Annotated in this window: 14 protein-coding genes; 12 read left to right on the forward strand and 2 right to left on the reverse strand. The window is 49.6% G+C overall.

From position 1 onward, the window contains the following. Window positions 1-52: 52 nt before the first annotated feature. Window positions 53-1,252 (reverse strand): NAD(P)/FAD-dependent oxidoreductase, encoded by a 1,200-nt coding sequence (locus tag ACTSEZ_RS15525; protein ID WP_369735121.1) that lies wholly within the window; start codon window positions 1,250-1,252, stop codon window positions 53-55. 158 nt (window positions 1,253-1,410) lie between these two features. Between ACTSEZ_RS15525 and ACTSEZ_RS15530 the strand changes: the two genes are divergently transcribed. After that, window positions 1,411-2,397 carry a Gfo/Idh/MocA family protein gene (locus ACTSEZ_RS15530; protein WP_369735122.1) on the forward strand — a complete coding sequence of 329 codons (987 nt, stop codon included), beginning with the start codon at window positions 1,411-1,413 and terminating at the stop codon, window positions 2,395-2,397. A 149-nt stretch (window positions 2,398-2,546) separates the two neighbouring features. On the opposite strand, the gene ACTSEZ_RS15535 is transcribed toward ACTSEZ_RS15530, so the two are convergent. Continuing rightward, the gene (locus tag ACTSEZ_RS15535; RefSeq protein ID WP_369735123.1) at window positions 2,547-3,050 is read right to left on the reverse strand and encodes a YwmA family protein; all 504 of its coding nucleotides are present in this window, start codon (window positions 3,048-3,050) and stop codon (window positions 2,547-2,549) included. Window positions 3,051-3,266: 216 nt separating this feature from the next. On the opposite strand from ACTSEZ_RS15535, the gene ACTSEZ_RS15540 reads away from it, so the two are divergent. Genes ACTSEZ_RS15540 through nuoN form a run of 11 tightly spaced genes read left to right on the forward strand, consistent with a single transcriptional unit; the run spans window position 3,267 to window position 13,889 of the window. Beyond that, on the forward strand, window positions 3,267-3,641 hold the full coding sequence (locus ACTSEZ_RS15540) for an NADH-quinone oxidoreductase subunit A (RefSeq protein ID WP_029566617.1): 375 nt from the start codon (window positions 3,267-3,269) through the stop codon (window positions 3,639-3,641). Beyond that, window positions 3,632-4,153, forward strand: a complete 522-nt coding sequence (locus ACTSEZ_RS15545) for a NuoB/complex I 20 kDa subunit family protein (RefSeq protein WP_029283394.1) — start codon at window positions 3,632-3,634, stop codon at window positions 4,151-4,153. Before ACTSEZ_RS15540 ends, ACTSEZ_RS15545 begins: the two co-directional genes overlap by 10 nt. Continuing rightward, complete coding sequence (locus ACTSEZ_RS15550) at window positions 4,143-5,591, forward strand: NADH-quinone oxidoreductase subunit C (protein ID WP_369735125.1); 1,449 nt, start codon at window positions 4,143-4,145, stop codon at window positions 5,589-5,591. The genes ACTSEZ_RS15545 and ACTSEZ_RS15550 overlap by 11 nt, the downstream gene beginning before the upstream one ends. A gap of 3 nt (window positions 5,592-5,594) precedes the next feature. Continuing rightward, window positions 5,595-6,695: an NADH-quinone oxidoreductase subunit D gene (locus ACTSEZ_RS15555; protein WP_369735126.1), complete on the forward strand. Its 1,101-nt coding sequence runs from the start codon at window positions 5,595-5,597 to the stop codon at window positions 6,693-6,695. Beyond that, window positions 6,695-7,699 carry an NADH-quinone oxidoreductase subunit NuoH gene (nuoH, locus tag ACTSEZ_RS15560; RefSeq protein WP_029566620.1) on the forward strand — a complete coding sequence of 335 codons (1,005 nt, stop codon included), beginning with the start codon at window positions 6,695-6,697 and terminating at the stop codon, window positions 7,697-7,699. Before ACTSEZ_RS15555 ends, nuoH begins: the two co-directional genes overlap by 1 nt. Before the next feature lie 38 nt (window positions 7,700-7,737). Continuing rightward, complete coding sequence (gene nuoI, locus ACTSEZ_RS15565) at window positions 7,738-8,157, forward strand: NADH-quinone oxidoreductase subunit NuoI (RefSeq protein ID WP_369735127.1); 420 nt, start codon at window positions 7,738-7,740, stop codon at window positions 8,155-8,157. Between the two features lie 2 nt (window positions 8,158-8,159). Continuing rightward, window positions 8,160-8,672, forward strand: coding sequence for an NADH-quinone oxidoreductase subunit J (locus ACTSEZ_RS15570; protein WP_029283404.1), 513 nt, complete (start codon window positions 8,160-8,162; stop codon window positions 8,670-8,672). Further along, entirely contained in the window at window positions 8,669-8,983 is a 315-nt protein-coding gene (gene nuoK, locus ACTSEZ_RS15575; protein ID WP_369735129.1) for an NADH-quinone oxidoreductase subunit NuoK, read from the forward strand. The genes ACTSEZ_RS15570 and nuoK overlap by 4 nt, the downstream gene beginning before the upstream one ends. A gap of 29 nt (window positions 8,984-9,012) precedes the next feature. Continuing rightward, window positions 9,013-10,878, forward strand: coding sequence for an NADH-quinone oxidoreductase subunit L (gene nuoL / locus ACTSEZ_RS15580; RefSeq protein WP_369735130.1), 1,866 nt, complete (start codon window positions 9,013-9,015; stop codon window positions 10,876-10,878). Next, the gene (locus ACTSEZ_RS15585; protein ID WP_369735132.1) at window positions 10,878-12,392 is read left to right on the forward strand and encodes an NADH-quinone oxidoreductase subunit M; all 1,515 of its coding nucleotides are present in this window, start codon (window positions 10,878-10,880) and stop codon (window positions 12,390-12,392) included. The genes nuoL and ACTSEZ_RS15585 overlap by 1 nt, the downstream gene beginning before the upstream one ends. 6 nt (window positions 12,393-12,398) lie before the next feature. Further along, complete coding sequence (gene nuoN / locus ACTSEZ_RS15590; RefSeq protein ID WP_369735133.1) at window positions 12,399-13,889, forward strand: NADH-quinone oxidoreductase subunit NuoN; 1,491 nt, start codon at window positions 12,399-12,401, stop codon at window positions 13,887-13,889. Window positions 13,890-14,199 lie beyond the last annotated feature (310 nt).

Genomic DNA, 14,199 nt, shown 5'->3' on the forward strand with positions numbered 1-14,199 from the left:
TGCCGGTTTTTTGCTGCAGAAAAACACAAAAAAGGAAAAGCCGCAGCTTTCCCTATCTGTCCAGCCGGACAATATCTGCATCCGGATGGGATTGATATAGAATCAGATCTTTAATGATTTCTGCTCCAAGCATCGAATAGACGGTGCCGTTGCCGCCGAACCCAAGGCAATAGTAGATATTGTCTTTTTTCGGATGCTGTCCGATGAAGGGCAGGCCATCGTCTGATTCACCGAAGCTTGCTCCCCAGGCGGAGTCGACCTCCATGTCATATGAAGGATAATGCTCTTTGATTTTATCCAGCAGACGCTGGCCGCGCTCGCGGATGATGTCTTCATTGCTCGGGGCTTCCATCTTGTCTTCATCAAGTCCGCCGGCAACAATTCTTCCGTCGACCGTTGTCCTCATATAAAAGTAGGGCCGTTTCGTCTCCCAAATTAAGCTTTGATCCTCCCAGTTTTCCAACGATGCAACAGGTGTGGTGGCAATCGCATAGGTCCTGTTTACATCCGCACCAAGCTTTTTGGCAAATGGAATGGTTTCATACCCAGTTGAGTAAATGACATTCTTTGCCCGGATGGTTCCATGAGAAGTCTGCATGGTCACATATTCCCCGTCGCGCTCAGCCTCTTCCACAGGTGTGTTTTCATATATATGCACACCTCTTTGATGAGCATCCTTCATGAGTGTCTGAATGAATTTGTACGGATTTACCTCCGCATCGCCGTCAGTCAAAAGCGCCGCAGGCTTTTTGAATCCAAACCGTTCTTCAATCTCATCCTCTTCTAAAAAAGAGACTGGAAAGCCATGCTTGGAAAGCGCCTTAAATTCTTTTTTAAGCTTTGACACATCCTTCTCATCACTTGCATAATACAAGCTTTTACGTCTGATGAAATCGACCGGCTGAGACAGGCTCTTAGCCGTTTTTTCAAGCTCGTCCACAGCCTTTAAGCACATCTTGTAAAAACGCACGGCCTCATCCTTGCCGATTTCCTTTATAAATTCATGCAGCATTTTGTCATTTGAAAACTGAAGCAGCCCGGTGTTGGCAGACGAACTTCCGCTTCCGACAATTCTTTTTTCAACAAGCACGGTTTTCAGATTATAAGCTGAAAGAGTGTGGGCGCACAAGGCGCCGGACATCCCCCCGCCAACAATGAGAACATCGCATGTAATGGATTCGCGGAGTTCGGGATATTTTTGTGTGCTGCTGATCGTTTTTGGCCAATAAAGGGAACCATTATGAAGTTTCATTCATTTTCCTCCTAGAAGTCATACAGGGATATTCCCTCTTTTATCCAGACGGGAAACCTTTTTGTGTGCTTTTCTTTTCATTTTATCCAATTAAAGAAAAGGAAATCACCGGTGCGAAAAGGAAATAGTATAGGGACAACGTTTAGGAGGGAACAGACATGATAAAAGCAGCGATGCTGAGCAAGTGGCACGTGCATGCCGTTGATTATGCACGGGATATACATAACAGTTCGAAAGTAGAAATTGCGATGGTCTGGGATGAAGACAAAGAGCGCGGAGAGAAGTGGGCAAATGAGCTTGGCGTGCCGTTTGAGGCGAGCCTCGAGGCGGTGCTCGGTAATCCTGAGATTCAGGGAGTCGTGGTAGACACGCCGACAAATATGCATAAGGAAGTCATTGTGAAGGCAGCAGATCACGGAAAGCACATATTTACGGAAAAAGTGCTGGCACTGACAGCAGCAGACTGCAATGAAATTTTTAAGGCGGTCGAGAAAGCTGAAGTTTCCCTGGTTGTTTCTATGCCAAGGCTGAGTACAGACTATTACCTATATGCAGAGAAAGCGGTAAAGGAAGGCCTGCTTGGAGAGGTGAAAAACGCGAGATGCCGCGTTGCCCATAATGGCTCGGTTCCGACAGAAGAAAATCCGCAGGGCTGGCTGCCGGCACACTTTTACAATGCCGAGCAATGCGGCGGCGGGGCGCTGATCGACCTGGGTGCCCATCCGATCTATTTAATGAACCGGCTTGCAGGAAAACCGAAAGAAGTTTCCGCGCATTTTGATTATGTGTACGGCAAGGAAGTGGAGGACCAGGCATCCGTGCTTGTCACGTATGAGAACGGTGCCACAGCTGTCCTCGAAACATCATTCGTTTCATTCGGCAGTCCGTTTTCCCTGGAACTGTACGGAACAGAAGGATGTCTCCTGATTCAGGACGGGAAAATCGAGCTTCGGAATGCAGAAGGCGTCCGCATTGTGGAGGATCTGCCTGAAGAATTGCCGATTCCTATGGAGCAATGGGCGGATGCGATTCTGTCTGGGACAGCGCCGTTTATTACGAACGAGGATGCCCTGTTCCTGACAGCAGTTAATGAAGCTGCGATTAAATCCAATTCAGAAAAGCGAAGAGTGGCCGTCGAATTTTAAAAGAATCCGGCCGGAACTCGTAATTCCGGCCGGATTTGCTCCTTTTTTTGAAAAAAGGTCCAAATTGGTTCTCTAACAATCCAAATCAGCATGCTAACAATCCAAAAACCGCCTCTAACAATCCGGCGCACAAAAAAAGAACCAAACACTCAGTTTGGTCCCAGCTTTTTGCTTTTTCGCTGATATTTTTGATACAGCTCATAAATTTTCTGCTCAGACGCATCCTTTGCAGACAAAAAATGATTCTCAAACAAATTTGAAAAGTAAGTGACGGTGCGCCCGCACTGGATTCCTGACACATACGCATTTTCTGTGAACGAGTATTCCTTCACAGCCCATGCAGCATGCTCAAGATGGATCACTGCCACCTCACCAAAGTAAATGCTCATGCATTCCTCAAGATCAGCAACCGTTAGTTGAAAATCACTGAATTTATTTTCTTTGAAAAAATCAAAGTAGACTTCTTCAAGTTCAATCAAACTTTTTGGAGAATAGGTTAATGGTAAGCCAAGTTCTGCATATATATCTTCTAAAAGAGACAAGTTCTCTTTCCGCTGTTCATAAAAATAGATTTTTGCCGCTTCTTCTGATTCAAACACAGGCAGATTCTTGCCGTAATCCGTTTCAAAGTCATGCTGATATGATTCTGGCATTCTGTCACCTCGCGTCTTTTATTCATGAGCTAGTATAACATCCTGAAGGCCATAAAAGAGCATCTTACAGTAATGCTACAAAAGAGGATGAAACTGGATATGTTCTTGTGGAAATATCCCTTATCGACACGTTTTGTGCAACAGTGTTATAATGTTAGCGGTTACATTTTGAATATTAGAAAAGTTTTACCAACTTTCACATAACGGGGGAAAGGGATGGAATCACTCAACGTCTATTTGAATAACTACTTAATTGTTGTTGTTTTCCTGCTGCTTGGTATTTTGCTTCCGGTCGTGGCACTTGGAATCGGCCGGGTTTTAAGGCCGCACAAGCCGAGTGAAGCAAAGGCCACTACTTACGAGAGCGGGATTGATCCATTTCATGATTCACGCGTTCAATTTAATGTCCGGTACTATATGTTTGGTCTGATGTTTGTCATTTTTGACGTAGAAACGGTGTTTTTGTATCCGTGGGCGGTCGCGTATGAGAAGCTTGGGGTTTTTGCCCTGATCGAAATGCTTATTTTTGTCATCATGCTCGTGATCGGGCTAGTCTACGCATGGAAGAAGAAGGTGCTGAAATGGACTTAAAGCTAACGAATATCCCTCAGGATGAAATGGAAGAACTCAAGCGCAGCGTCTTTTTGACGACACTTGAGGATTTAAAGGGCTGGGCGAGAAGCAATTCACTCTGGCCGCTGACATTCGGCCTTGCATGCTGCGCCATTGAAATGATGGGTGTCGGCTCATCACACTATGACCTAGACCGTTTTGGCTCGTTTTTCAGAACATCGCCCCGGCAATCGGATGTCATGATCGTGTCAGGGACCGTTACGAAAAAAATGGCCCCGGTCTTAAAGCGTCTGTACGACCAGATGCCTGAACCGAAATGGGTTATTGCGATGGGTTCTTGTGCAACGGCAGGGGGACCGTACATCAAATCCTACGCCGTTGTAAAAGGGGTCGACCAGATTGTGCCGGTTGACGTCTATATCCCGGGCTGTCCGCCCAATCCTGCCGCCCTCATCTACGGAATCAACAAGCTGAAAGAAAAAATCCGTTACGAGGCAAAAACAGGGAGTGAAATAATCCATGAGCGATGAAAAAGACCTCCAGCAGCAAAAGAGAGAAGCCGCTCAAAAGGCAAAGGAAGCTGCCCTGAAAAAACGTGCCGAAAAGCAGGCCGGAAACGCACCCGCAAGCGAAGAATCTCTAGCCAAACAAAAGGCAGCCGCAGCCGCCAAAGCAAAAGCCGCGGCGCTGGCTAAGCAAAAAGCGAAAGAAGCGGGAGAAAACGAATCTACAGGAGACGACCTCGCATTAGCGAAGCAAAAAGCTGTTGCCGCAGCAAAGGCAAAAGCCGCTGCAATGGCTAAGCAGAAAGCAAAAGAAGCGGGAGAAAGCGATACTCCAGGAGATGACCTTGCATTAGCAAAGCAAAAAGCCGTCGCAGCCGCAAAAGCAAAAGCCGCTGCACTGGCTAAGCAGAATGCGAAAGAAGCTGGTGGAAGCGAAACCCCAGGGGACGACCTTTCATTAGCAAAGCAAAAAGCAGTCGCAGCTGCGAAAGCAAAAGCCGCTGCACTTGCTAAGCAGAAAGCGAAACAAGCGGGAGTTTCCGAACCCGCAGGAGACGACCTGGCATTAGTGAAGCAAAAAGCAGTGGCCGCAGCAAAGGCAAAAGCCGCTGCAATGGCTAAGCAGAAAGCAAAAGAAGCGGGAGAAAGCGAATCCTCAGGAGACGATCTTGCATTAGCGAAGCAAAAGGCAGTCGCCGCAGCAAAGGCAAAAGCCGCCGCCCTCGCTAAGCAAAAAGCAAAAGAAGCGGGAGGATCCGAACCCTCAGGAGACGACCTTGCATTAGCAAAGCAAAAAGCCGTCGCAGCCGCCAAAGCAAAAGCCGCTGCCGCCGCCAAAGCAAAGGCATCCCGTGAAAATATGTCAGAAGACGACCTGGCGAAAGAAAAGGCAAAAGCGATTGCCGCTGCCAAGGCAAAGGCTGCCGCTGCTGCAAAAGCGAAGCAAATGGCGGTCCAGGAAGAACCGCAGCAAGAAGAACCCTCACCGAATGAACCGATCCTGCAGAAATACATCCATGTCATTGAAACGCATCTCGGCCGGGATGTCCTGGAAGACTCAGGCATCAACAAACTGTCAAAAGATGTACCTACCCTTACTGCAAAAAAAGAATCCTATTTTACGATAGCAAAGCTGCTGAAAGAACAGGAAGACTTACAGTTTGATTATGTGTCCGAACTGCATGGCACCGACTTTCAGACTCATATGGAAGTTTACGTGTACCTCTTTTCCTATACACACAGGCACACGGTTGTGCTGAAGGTGAAGCTTGACCGTGACCAGCCTGAAATCCAGTCGCTTGTGCCTCTTTGGAAAGGCGCGGACTGGCCTGAGCGCGAAGCCTACGACTTGCTCGGCATCCGCTTTACGGACCACCCGAATTTAACCAGAATCATGATGCCGGATGACTGGGTCGGGCATCCGCTCAGAAAAGATTATGAACCTTATGATGTGGAGGTGTAGCTTTTGATCCGGACAGAAGAAATGCTCCTGAATGTCGGCCCGCAGCATCCGAGTACGCACGGCGTATTCAGGCTGGTCATAAAAATTGACGGAGAAATCATTAAAGAGGCTACACCGGTGATTGGCTATTTACATAGAGGCACGGAAAAAATCGCGGAAAATCTGCAGTACACGCAGATCATTCCTTACACAGACCGCATGGATTACCTGTCCGCGATGACCAACAACTACGTGATCTGCCATGCAGTGGAGACGATGGCGGGTATTCAGGTTCCGGAACGCGCGGACTATTTGCGCGTCATTGCGATGGAGCTTGGCCGGGTCGCGAGTCACCTAGTCTGGTGGGGCACGTATTTGCTTGATATCGGTGCGGTAAGCCCGTTCTTATATGCTTTCCGCGAGCGGGAAATGATCATTAATCTGCTGACGGAATTGTCGGGTGCACGCCTTACGTTTAACTACATGCGTGTAGGCGGAGTCAAGTGGGATGCACCGGAGGGCTGGATTGAGAAAGTCGCCGAATTCATCCCGTACATGAGAGAGCAGCTCAAGGGCTATCACGATCTCGTGTCAGGTAACGAAATTTTCCTGAACCGTGTAAAAGGGGTCGGCATTTATACAAAAGAAGAGGCTCTTGAGTATTCCCTAAGCGGCGCCAATCTCCGCTGCACCGGCGTGAAATGGGACCTTCGCAAAGACGAACCGTATTCCATCTATGACCGCTTTGATTTTGACGTTCCGGTCCGGACAAAAGGCGACGCTTTTGCCCGCTACGAATGCCGGATGGCTGAGATCGAGGAGTCCCTGAAGATATTGGAACAGGCAGTTGAACAGTTTCCTGCTGACGGGCCGATTATGGCTAAGGTGCCGAAAATCATTAAGGCTCCAAAGGGAGAGACGTATGTACGGATTGAATCCCCGCGCGGCGAGATTGGCTGCTACATTGCAAGTGATGGAAAAAAAGAGCCGTACCGCCTGAAATTCAGACGTCCGTCTTTTTACAATCTTCAAATCCTGCCAAAGCTGCTTCAGGGAGAAAACATGGCGAACCTCATTACCATTCTCGGCGCCATTGACATCGTGCTAGGGGAGGTGGACGGCTGATGGTGCAGGATCTGCTGCAATCGTCCCCGGGCCTCGGCAATTTCGCTATTTTTTTCGGACTCGCAACAGCTTTCCTGTTCGTTGTCCTTGGATTTGTCACCTACGGCATCCTGGCTGAACGAAAAGTAATGGGCTTCATGCAGGGCAGGATCGGACCGAATCAGGTAGGCGGCAGGTGGGGCCTGCTGCAGACAGTGGCTGATGTCCTGAAGCTCCTGATAAAAGAGGACACGATTCCGAAGCTTGCAGATAAACCGCTTTTCATTCTTGCACCTGTCATTGCCTTTGCCCCTGCCTTTATCGTGCTATCAACGATCCCTTTTACAGATTCCTTTCAATTTGCGGATCTTGGAGTGGGTCTGCTATTTTACATCGCCATTTCCGGGCTGACGACGATCGGCATTGTCACAGGCGGATGGGCATCGAACAATAAGTACTCTCTGCTCGGGGGCATGCGTGCCGCGGCCCAGATGATTTCCTACGAAATCCCGCTTGTCATGTCAGTCATCGGCGTTGTGCTTTTATCCGGAAGTCTGAATTTGAACACAATTGTCGATGCACAGGAGAATGTCTGGTTTATTTTCCTCCAGCCGATTGGCTTTTTGATCTTTTTGATCGCATCTGTCGCAGAGCTGAACCGTACGCCGTTTGACTTGCCTGAAGCGGAATCAGAGCTTGTCGCAGGCTACCATGTTGAATATTCCGGCTTCCGCTGGGCGTTCTTCATGCTCTCGGAATACGTTTACTTCTTCGCCATGGCATCGCTGACGACCGTGCTCTTCCTCGGCGGGTGGCAGCCTGTAGCCTTCCTTGATTTCATCCCGGGCGCCATCTGGTTCGGACTGAAATTCAGTGTCGTAATCTTCATCCTGATCTGGTTCCGCGTCACCTTCCCGAGGATCCGCGCCGACCAGCTCATGGAATTCGGCTGGAAAGTGCTCCTGCCGGTCGCACTGGCGAACATCTTTATCACAGCCATTGTGAAGGAGATTTTCTTTAAATAGCAGATGAATAACGCAAAACACAAACAAGGGGTGATAACATGCGAGGTTTAGCAAAAGGTTTGACGTATACCCTGAACAGCCTGACGAAGAAGAAAGTGACGTATGATTATCCGAATGAGGCGCTTGCGCTACCTGACCGGTTCCGGGGCATTCAGAAGTTTTATCCGGAGAAGTGCATTGTGTGCAATCAGTGTGCCAATATTTGCCCGACGGACTGCATTGAGCTGACTGGGAAGAAGCATCCGGATCCGGCGAAAAAAGGGAAGATCATCGACACATACGATATTAATTTTGAAATTTGCATCCTCTGCGATCTTTGCACGGAGGTATGTCCGACAGAAGCGATTGTGATGACGAACAATTTCGAGCTTGCCGAGTACAGCCGCGATCAGCTGTTTAAGAATCTGGAGTGGCTGGATGAAAATGATGAAAACATCAGGGAGGAGAATAAGGTGTGAGTATAACCGGAGAGTTTGTTGCCTTTGTCGCACTCGCCATGGTGGCCATCGGCGGCGGCATTCTCATGCTGAATGTGACGAAAGTGGTTCATATGGTCGTATCGCTTGTGTTCACATTTGTTAGTATCGCAGGTCTGTACGTTCTCCTTTCTGCGGAATTTGTGGCTGCGGTCCAGATCCTGATTTACTCGGGTGCGATCACGATCATCATGCTGTTTGGGATCATGCTGACGCGCCACCAGGATGAGGATGAGCCGTCTGCCGGCATCGGCAAAAAGCTCATCGTGTTTCTTGGGATTGCGGCGTTTGCCCTCGTGATGTATCTCGGAATCTATGATTTGCAGCTCGGGGAAGAGCAGGCAGATCTGCATGTGAAAAATACGGAGCAAATCGGAATATCGCTTTATTCCCACTTTGTGATTCCGTTTGAACTGACGTCTGTTCTCCTGCTTGTGGCGTTGATCGGAGCCATTATCCTGGCGAGAAAAGATGAAAAAGGGGAGGACGAAAAATGAGCTCGATACCATTATCGGCCTTTCTTGTGCTCGCTCTGATCCTCTTTTGCATCGGACTGTACGGGGCCCTGACGAAGCGGAACACGGTGATCGTTTTGATCTCGATTGAGCTGATGCTGAATGCGACCAATATCAATCTGGTTGCTTTCAGCAAGTACGGAGTGATTCCGTCCATTACCGGCCAGGTGTTCTCGCTGTTTACGATCACGATTGCTGCAGCTGAGGCGGCCGTTGGACTTGCCATCTTGTTTGCCCTATACCGCAACCGGAGATCTGTCAATATTGATGACTATGAATCTATGAAGCATTAACACCTCTAACAAGAAGGGGATTGAATACAATGATGCCATACGCCTGGATCATCCCGCTGTTTCCGCTTGTCTCCTTTCTCGTGCTGCTCCTGTTCGGGAAACGTCTGAAAGAAGGAAGCGTCTACGTGGGAGGCATCCTGATGACCCTCTCATTCGCCGGTGCTCTTGCGGTGCTCGCAGACCGGTTCGCACAAAATACCTATAAAGCAGAAGCTGTATGGCTCACAATCGGCAGCATGGAGCTTACGGCAGGCTTTGAAATTACGCCGCTCAATGCGCTGATGCTTGTGATCGTCACGCTCGTCAGCTTAGCTGTACATATTTATTCCAAAGGATACATGCACGGAGATCCCCGCTTTCATGTGTTTTATGCCTATCTTGGCCTATTCACCTTCAGCATGCTCGGGCTCGTCATGACGACCAATCTGCTGCAGCTCTACATTTTCTGGGAGCTTGTCGGCGTCGGATCCTTCCTTTTGATTGGCTTCTACTTTTACAAAGAAGAAGCGAAGGCTGCCGCGAAAAAAGCGTTCATTATGACAAGGATTGGGGATGTCGGCCTGTTTGTCGGGATGCTTCTTCTGTTCTGGCAGGTTGGAAGCTTTGAATATGACCGCATTTTTGCAAGTGTGGCAGATGGTATGATTTCGCTCGATATGATCACTTTGACCAGCATCCTGATTTTCATCGGGGCAATCGGGAAATCCGGCCAGTTCCCGCTCCATTCGTGGCTGCCTGATGCGATGGAGGGGCCGACGCCGGTTTCCGCGCTCATCCACGCCGCGACGATGGTTGCAGCGGGTGTCTACCTTGTTGCCCTCATGTATCCGCTGTTTGCCGCAAGTGAAACGGCGCTTCTGGTTGTCGCAACGATTGGTGCATTTACTGCTATTTTTGCCGCAAGCATCGGGCTTGTTCAAAAAGATATCAAACGCGTGCTTGCTTACTCGACTGTGAGCCAACTTGGCTACATGATGCTTGCCCTTGGTTCTGCAGGCTATGTCGCCGGCGTCTTTCACCTGATGACGCACGCCTTTTTCAAAGCGCTGCTGTTCCTTGCTGCCGGAAGCGTCATCCACGCAGTTCATACCCAGAACATTGACGAGATGGGCGGTCTTTGGAAAAAACTCAAATTCACCGGCCCGCTGTTTTTAATAGGCACCCTTGCCATCAGCGGCGTTCCGCTCTTTTCAGGCTTCTTCAGTAAAGATGAAATTCTCATCGCCGCCTGGGAGCACGGAAATCCTGCGCTGTTCTGGCTCGCTGTCATCGCTGCTTTCTTTACTGCCTTTTACATGTTCAGGCTCTTCTTCCTCGTCTTTACGGGACGTCCGAAAACCGAGCTTGCTTCTGTTCATGAATCACCTGCCGCCATGCTGATTCCGATGAGTGTGCTGGCAGTGCTTGCTGTTTTTTCAGGCTACATCAATACGCCTTGGTTCGGAACGTTCCTCGGGGACTGGCTGACAGAAGGGGCGCCTCAGCTCGGCCACGGACACATTGAAGGTCCGGTCTGGATCATGTTCGTTGCAACAGCTGTCTCGCTGCTCGGCATTTTGCTTGCTTATCTGATGTACAAGAATGGCTCCATTTCACCTGAAAAAACAAGAGCCCGCATGCCAATGATTCACTCGGTTTTGAAAAATAAATACTTTATCGATGAGCTATACAGTGTCACTGTAGTTTGGCTGACGAACACGGTCAGCATGCTCTGCAAGTACCTGGAGAAATTCCTTGTAGAAGGTGCTGTAAAAGGAGTCGCCGGAATCGTCCGCTCTGCAGGTGCGCTCGGTTCAAAAATGCAGAATGGCCAAGTGCAGATGTATGGAACCGTTGCATTCGTCGGGCTTGCCCTGCTGCTCGTTCTATACGCTGTGACAGGAGGGAACTTATAATGACGTCAATCTTGCTGACAGCTCTTGTTTTCTCGCCTGTCCTCGGCATTCTCGTACTCTCATTTATGAAACGCGATCAGGAATCCTCCCTGAAGGTGGTTGGGTTCCTCGCCACCCTTCCTGCCGTTCTGCTGTCAGGCATTGTTTTTGCCCAGTATCTTGCAGGGGAAGAGCTGGAGCGCTTTTCTGAAAAGGTCCGCTGGATCACTTTCGGCCAGTACCATGAGATGCAGCCCGGCGTGTTCACGGTCGACTATGAGCTTGCCCTGGACGGATTCTCGCTTGTCATGGTGCTTTTAACTTCTGTTCTTGCCGCTTTGGCTGCTGCGGCATCGGTTTCGATCAAAAAGGACTGGAAGGGCTACTTCATGCTGCTTCTCCTTCTTGAAACAGGTATGCTTGGCGTGTTCCTGGCGCAGAATCTCGTGCTCTTTTTCATCTTTTTTGAAATCACGCTGATCCCGATGTTTTTCCTCGTCGGCAAGTGGGGCTTCGCTGCACGGGAAAAGGCAGCCTATCAGTTCCTTCTATATAACGGGTTTGGATCTGCTATCCTGCTGATTGTGATCATACTTCTTTTTTCAAAAACAGGAACAACAAATTTCCCGCTGCTCACACAGCTCATGACGATGCCGGATGCTCAGCTGATCGGCCCGATGTCAGAGGATTTCAGGCTAGGCCTTCTAATTGCCCTGCTCGTTGCATTTGGTGTAAAGCTTCCGATTTTTCCGCTGCACACATGGATGCTCAGGGTGCACGTTCAGGCGCCGCCGCCTATCGTCATGCTGCATTCAGGCATTCTTCTTAAAATCGGGGCTTACGGTTTAATCAAATTCGGCCTGGGGCTGTTTCCGGCCGAGTTTTCAAAGCTTGGCACAATCGTCATTGTGCTCGGACTTGTTAACCTGCTGTACGGCGCATTCCTTGCTCTGATACAGAACGAACTCAGAATGGTTCTTGCTTACTCGAGTATTTCGCATATGGGCATTGTGCTTATTGGACTTGGCGCATTAAATGAAGCAGGCATTCAAGGGGCGATTTTTCAGGTCGTCTCGCACGGACTGATTTCAGCGCTGCTGTTTTTCCTCGTCGGTGTTCTATTGGAACGGACCGGGACAACGGAGCTCGGCAAGCTTTCAGGCCTTGCAAAATCAATGCCGCTTGCAGCGGGCTTTCTGCTCGCAGGGGCCATGGCGTCACTCGGATTGCCGGGGATGTCTGGCTTCATCAGCGAGCTTACCGCGTTCATGGGTGTCTTTGATCAGCATCCGGAGCTTGGTGCGATTGGGGCAATCGGGATCATTCTTACCGCAGCTTATTTGCTGAGAGCGGTGCTTACGATCACCTTTGGAGCGGAAAAGAGCCCCGGTCTCATGTTTGATTTGAAGTGGCATGAAACGATTCCGGTTTCCATTCTGCTGCTGCTGATTGTGCTGATCGGCGTGTTTCCAAATGGACTTTCCGTCCCGCTGCAGCTGACGATTGAAACGATCATGAAAGGGATAGGAGGGTGATGAATCATGGATATGGAAACCTTGCTCAGCTATAACTGGGGCGCGATGATGCCTGAGTTCATCATTCTCGGGACCGCACTCATCCTGTCGCTTGCCGACCTTTTCATGAAAGAGGGAATCAGCCGCAGGTGGCTCGGATGGCTTGGATTTGCCGGGATTGCCGGCGCCATTGTCAGCCTTGCGCTCATGATTGGAGCAGAGGATGCCGTTATTCTTTATGACACCTTTGTCCTCGACTCCTTTGCAAAGGCGTTCAAATTTATTCTGCTTCTTGGCGGGGCGCTGATTTTTCTGCTTGCCATCGACTATGAACCGCGCGAGGGCATGAAAGAGCGGGGAGAATTTTATTATCTGCTCCTTGCCGCCCTTCTAGGCGCGATGATGATGGCCTCAAGCAGGGACTTGATTACCCTGTTTACTGGACTTGAACTCTTGTCTATTTCTTCCTATATACTGGCCGGGCTCAGAAAGCGGGATTTAAAGTCAAACGAATCGGCCATGAAATACGTTATAAACGGCGGTATTTCAACGGCGATTACGCTGTTTGGGATGAGCTACATCTACGGACTGACAGGAACGACAAGCCTGTCTGAGATGATTCCCCAGCTGAACGGACTGACGGAATCAGGCTACGTTTACATAGCATCCATCTCATTTCTGCTCGTCTTTGTCGGTTTATCCTTTAAAATTGCGACCGTGCCTTTCCATATGTGGGCACCTGACGTTTATGAAGGCGCACCGACACCTGTTACGGCCTTCCTGAGCGTCGTCTCAAAAACGGCAGGCTTCGTCATCATCTTAAGAATCTGCCTTTCCGTCTTCGGGAACATTCCGGACGAAGGCGGGATGCAGTCGATTCTCCAGTCACTGCAGGGTTTTATCGCTATCCTGGCCGCTGTCACCATGATCGTCGGAAACACCGTCGCCCTCAGGCAGAAAAACATCAAGCGGATGCTCGCCTACTCATCGATTGGCCATGCAGGGTACGTCCTTGTCGGCTTCGTCGCGTTTGGAGGCTACTTCTACTTTGATGCCATCTGGTTCTACCTGCTCGCCTACGTCATCATGAACGTCGGAATCTTTGCCATCGTTGGGGCTGTCTCCCGCAAAACAGGATCAGAAGACATCTCGGCCTTTGCCGGACTTTACCGCAGATCGCCGGCAGCAGGCATTGCCGTCGCGGTTTTCCTGCTCTCACTCGCAGGACTGCCCGGAACAGCCGGTTTTATTGGAAAAGTCACCATCTTCATGAACGCATTCACAAACAGCACGCCGCAAATCGTCCTTGCAAGCATCATGATCGCCACAACCGTCGTCTCGTACTTTTACTACTTCGGCATCCTGACACAGGTCTTCGCCCGGAAAAAAGAAACCGACGAGCCGTTCACATGGAGCGCGCCGCTTATCATCGTTACCGCCGTCTGCGTCGCTGCGACCATCCTGCTCGGAATCTTCCCGGGTGCGGCGTTTGATTTTTTGAATGCTAATATTTCATAAAGGGCGTTTAGAAATGTTGTTAACGTGTGGAGAAAGTATAAGCAGATAGTGGATTGCAGCGGAAGGCACTTGACTCCTTGTCCAGCTGCAGCGCCCAACTCCTCTGTCAGAACAAAATCCCCCAAAAAGTCAAACCCGGACTTTTCGGGTGATTTCTTATCTGACTGCCGGAGCAAAACGGGCGCTTCCGCTTTTCTAAGGGATGAAGAGGGCACTGGAGACCCCGCAAGCGCAGCGAGTTATCATGAACGAAACTAGCTCCTTACTCGTAACATCGTAGGTTAATTTGGTTAGAATGTTTACTGGAAAA

The organism is Metabacillus mesotrionivorans, from assembly GCF_052171315.1.
GTDB lineage: Bacteria > Bacillota > Bacilli > Bacillales > Bacillaceae > Bacillus_P.

Coding starts and splice junctions, on each gene's coding strand:
- ACTSEZ_RS15525 (WP_369735121.1), bottom strand. CDS start 1,252: ATGAAACTTCATAATGGTTCCCTTTATTGGCCAAAAACGATCAGCAGC.
- ACTSEZ_RS15530 (WP_369735122.1), top strand. CDS start 1,411: ATGATAAAAGCAGCGATGCTGAGCAAGTGGCACGTGCATGCCGTTGAT.
- ACTSEZ_RS15535 (WP_369735123.1), bottom strand. CDS start 3,050: ATGCCAGAATCATATCAGCATGACTTTGAAACGGATTACGGCAAGAAT.
- ACTSEZ_RS15540 (WP_029566617.1), top strand. CDS start 3,267: ATGGAATCACTCAACGTCTATTTGAATAACTACTTAATTGTTGTTGTT.
- ACTSEZ_RS15545 (WP_029283394.1), top strand. CDS start 3,632: ATGGACTTAAAGCTAACGAATATCCCTCAGGATGAAATGGAAGAACTC.
- ACTSEZ_RS15550 (WP_369735125.1), top strand. CDS start 4,143: ATGAGCGATGAAAAAGACCTCCAGCAGCAAAAGAGAGAAGCCGCTCAA.
- nuoH (WP_029566620.1), top strand. CDS start 6,695: ATGGTGCAGGATCTGCTGCAATCGTCCCCGGGCCTCGGCAATTTCGCT.
- nuoI (WP_369735127.1), top strand. CDS start 7,738: ATGCGAGGTTTAGCAAAAGGTTTGACGTATACCCTGAACAGCCTGACG.
- nuoK (WP_369735129.1), top strand. CDS start 8,669: ATGAGCTCGATACCATTATCGGCCTTTCTTGTGCTCGCTCTGATCCTC.
- nuoL (WP_369735130.1), top strand. CDS start 9,013: ATGATGCCATACGCCTGGATCATCCCGCTGTTTCCGCTTGTCTCCTTT.
- ACTSEZ_RS15585 (WP_369735132.1), top strand. CDS start 10,878: ATGACGTCAATCTTGCTGACAGCTCTTGTTTTCTCGCCTGTCCTCGGC.
- nuoN (WP_369735133.1), top strand. CDS start 12,399: ATGGATATGGAAACCTTGCTCAGCTATAACTGGGGCGCGATGATGCCT.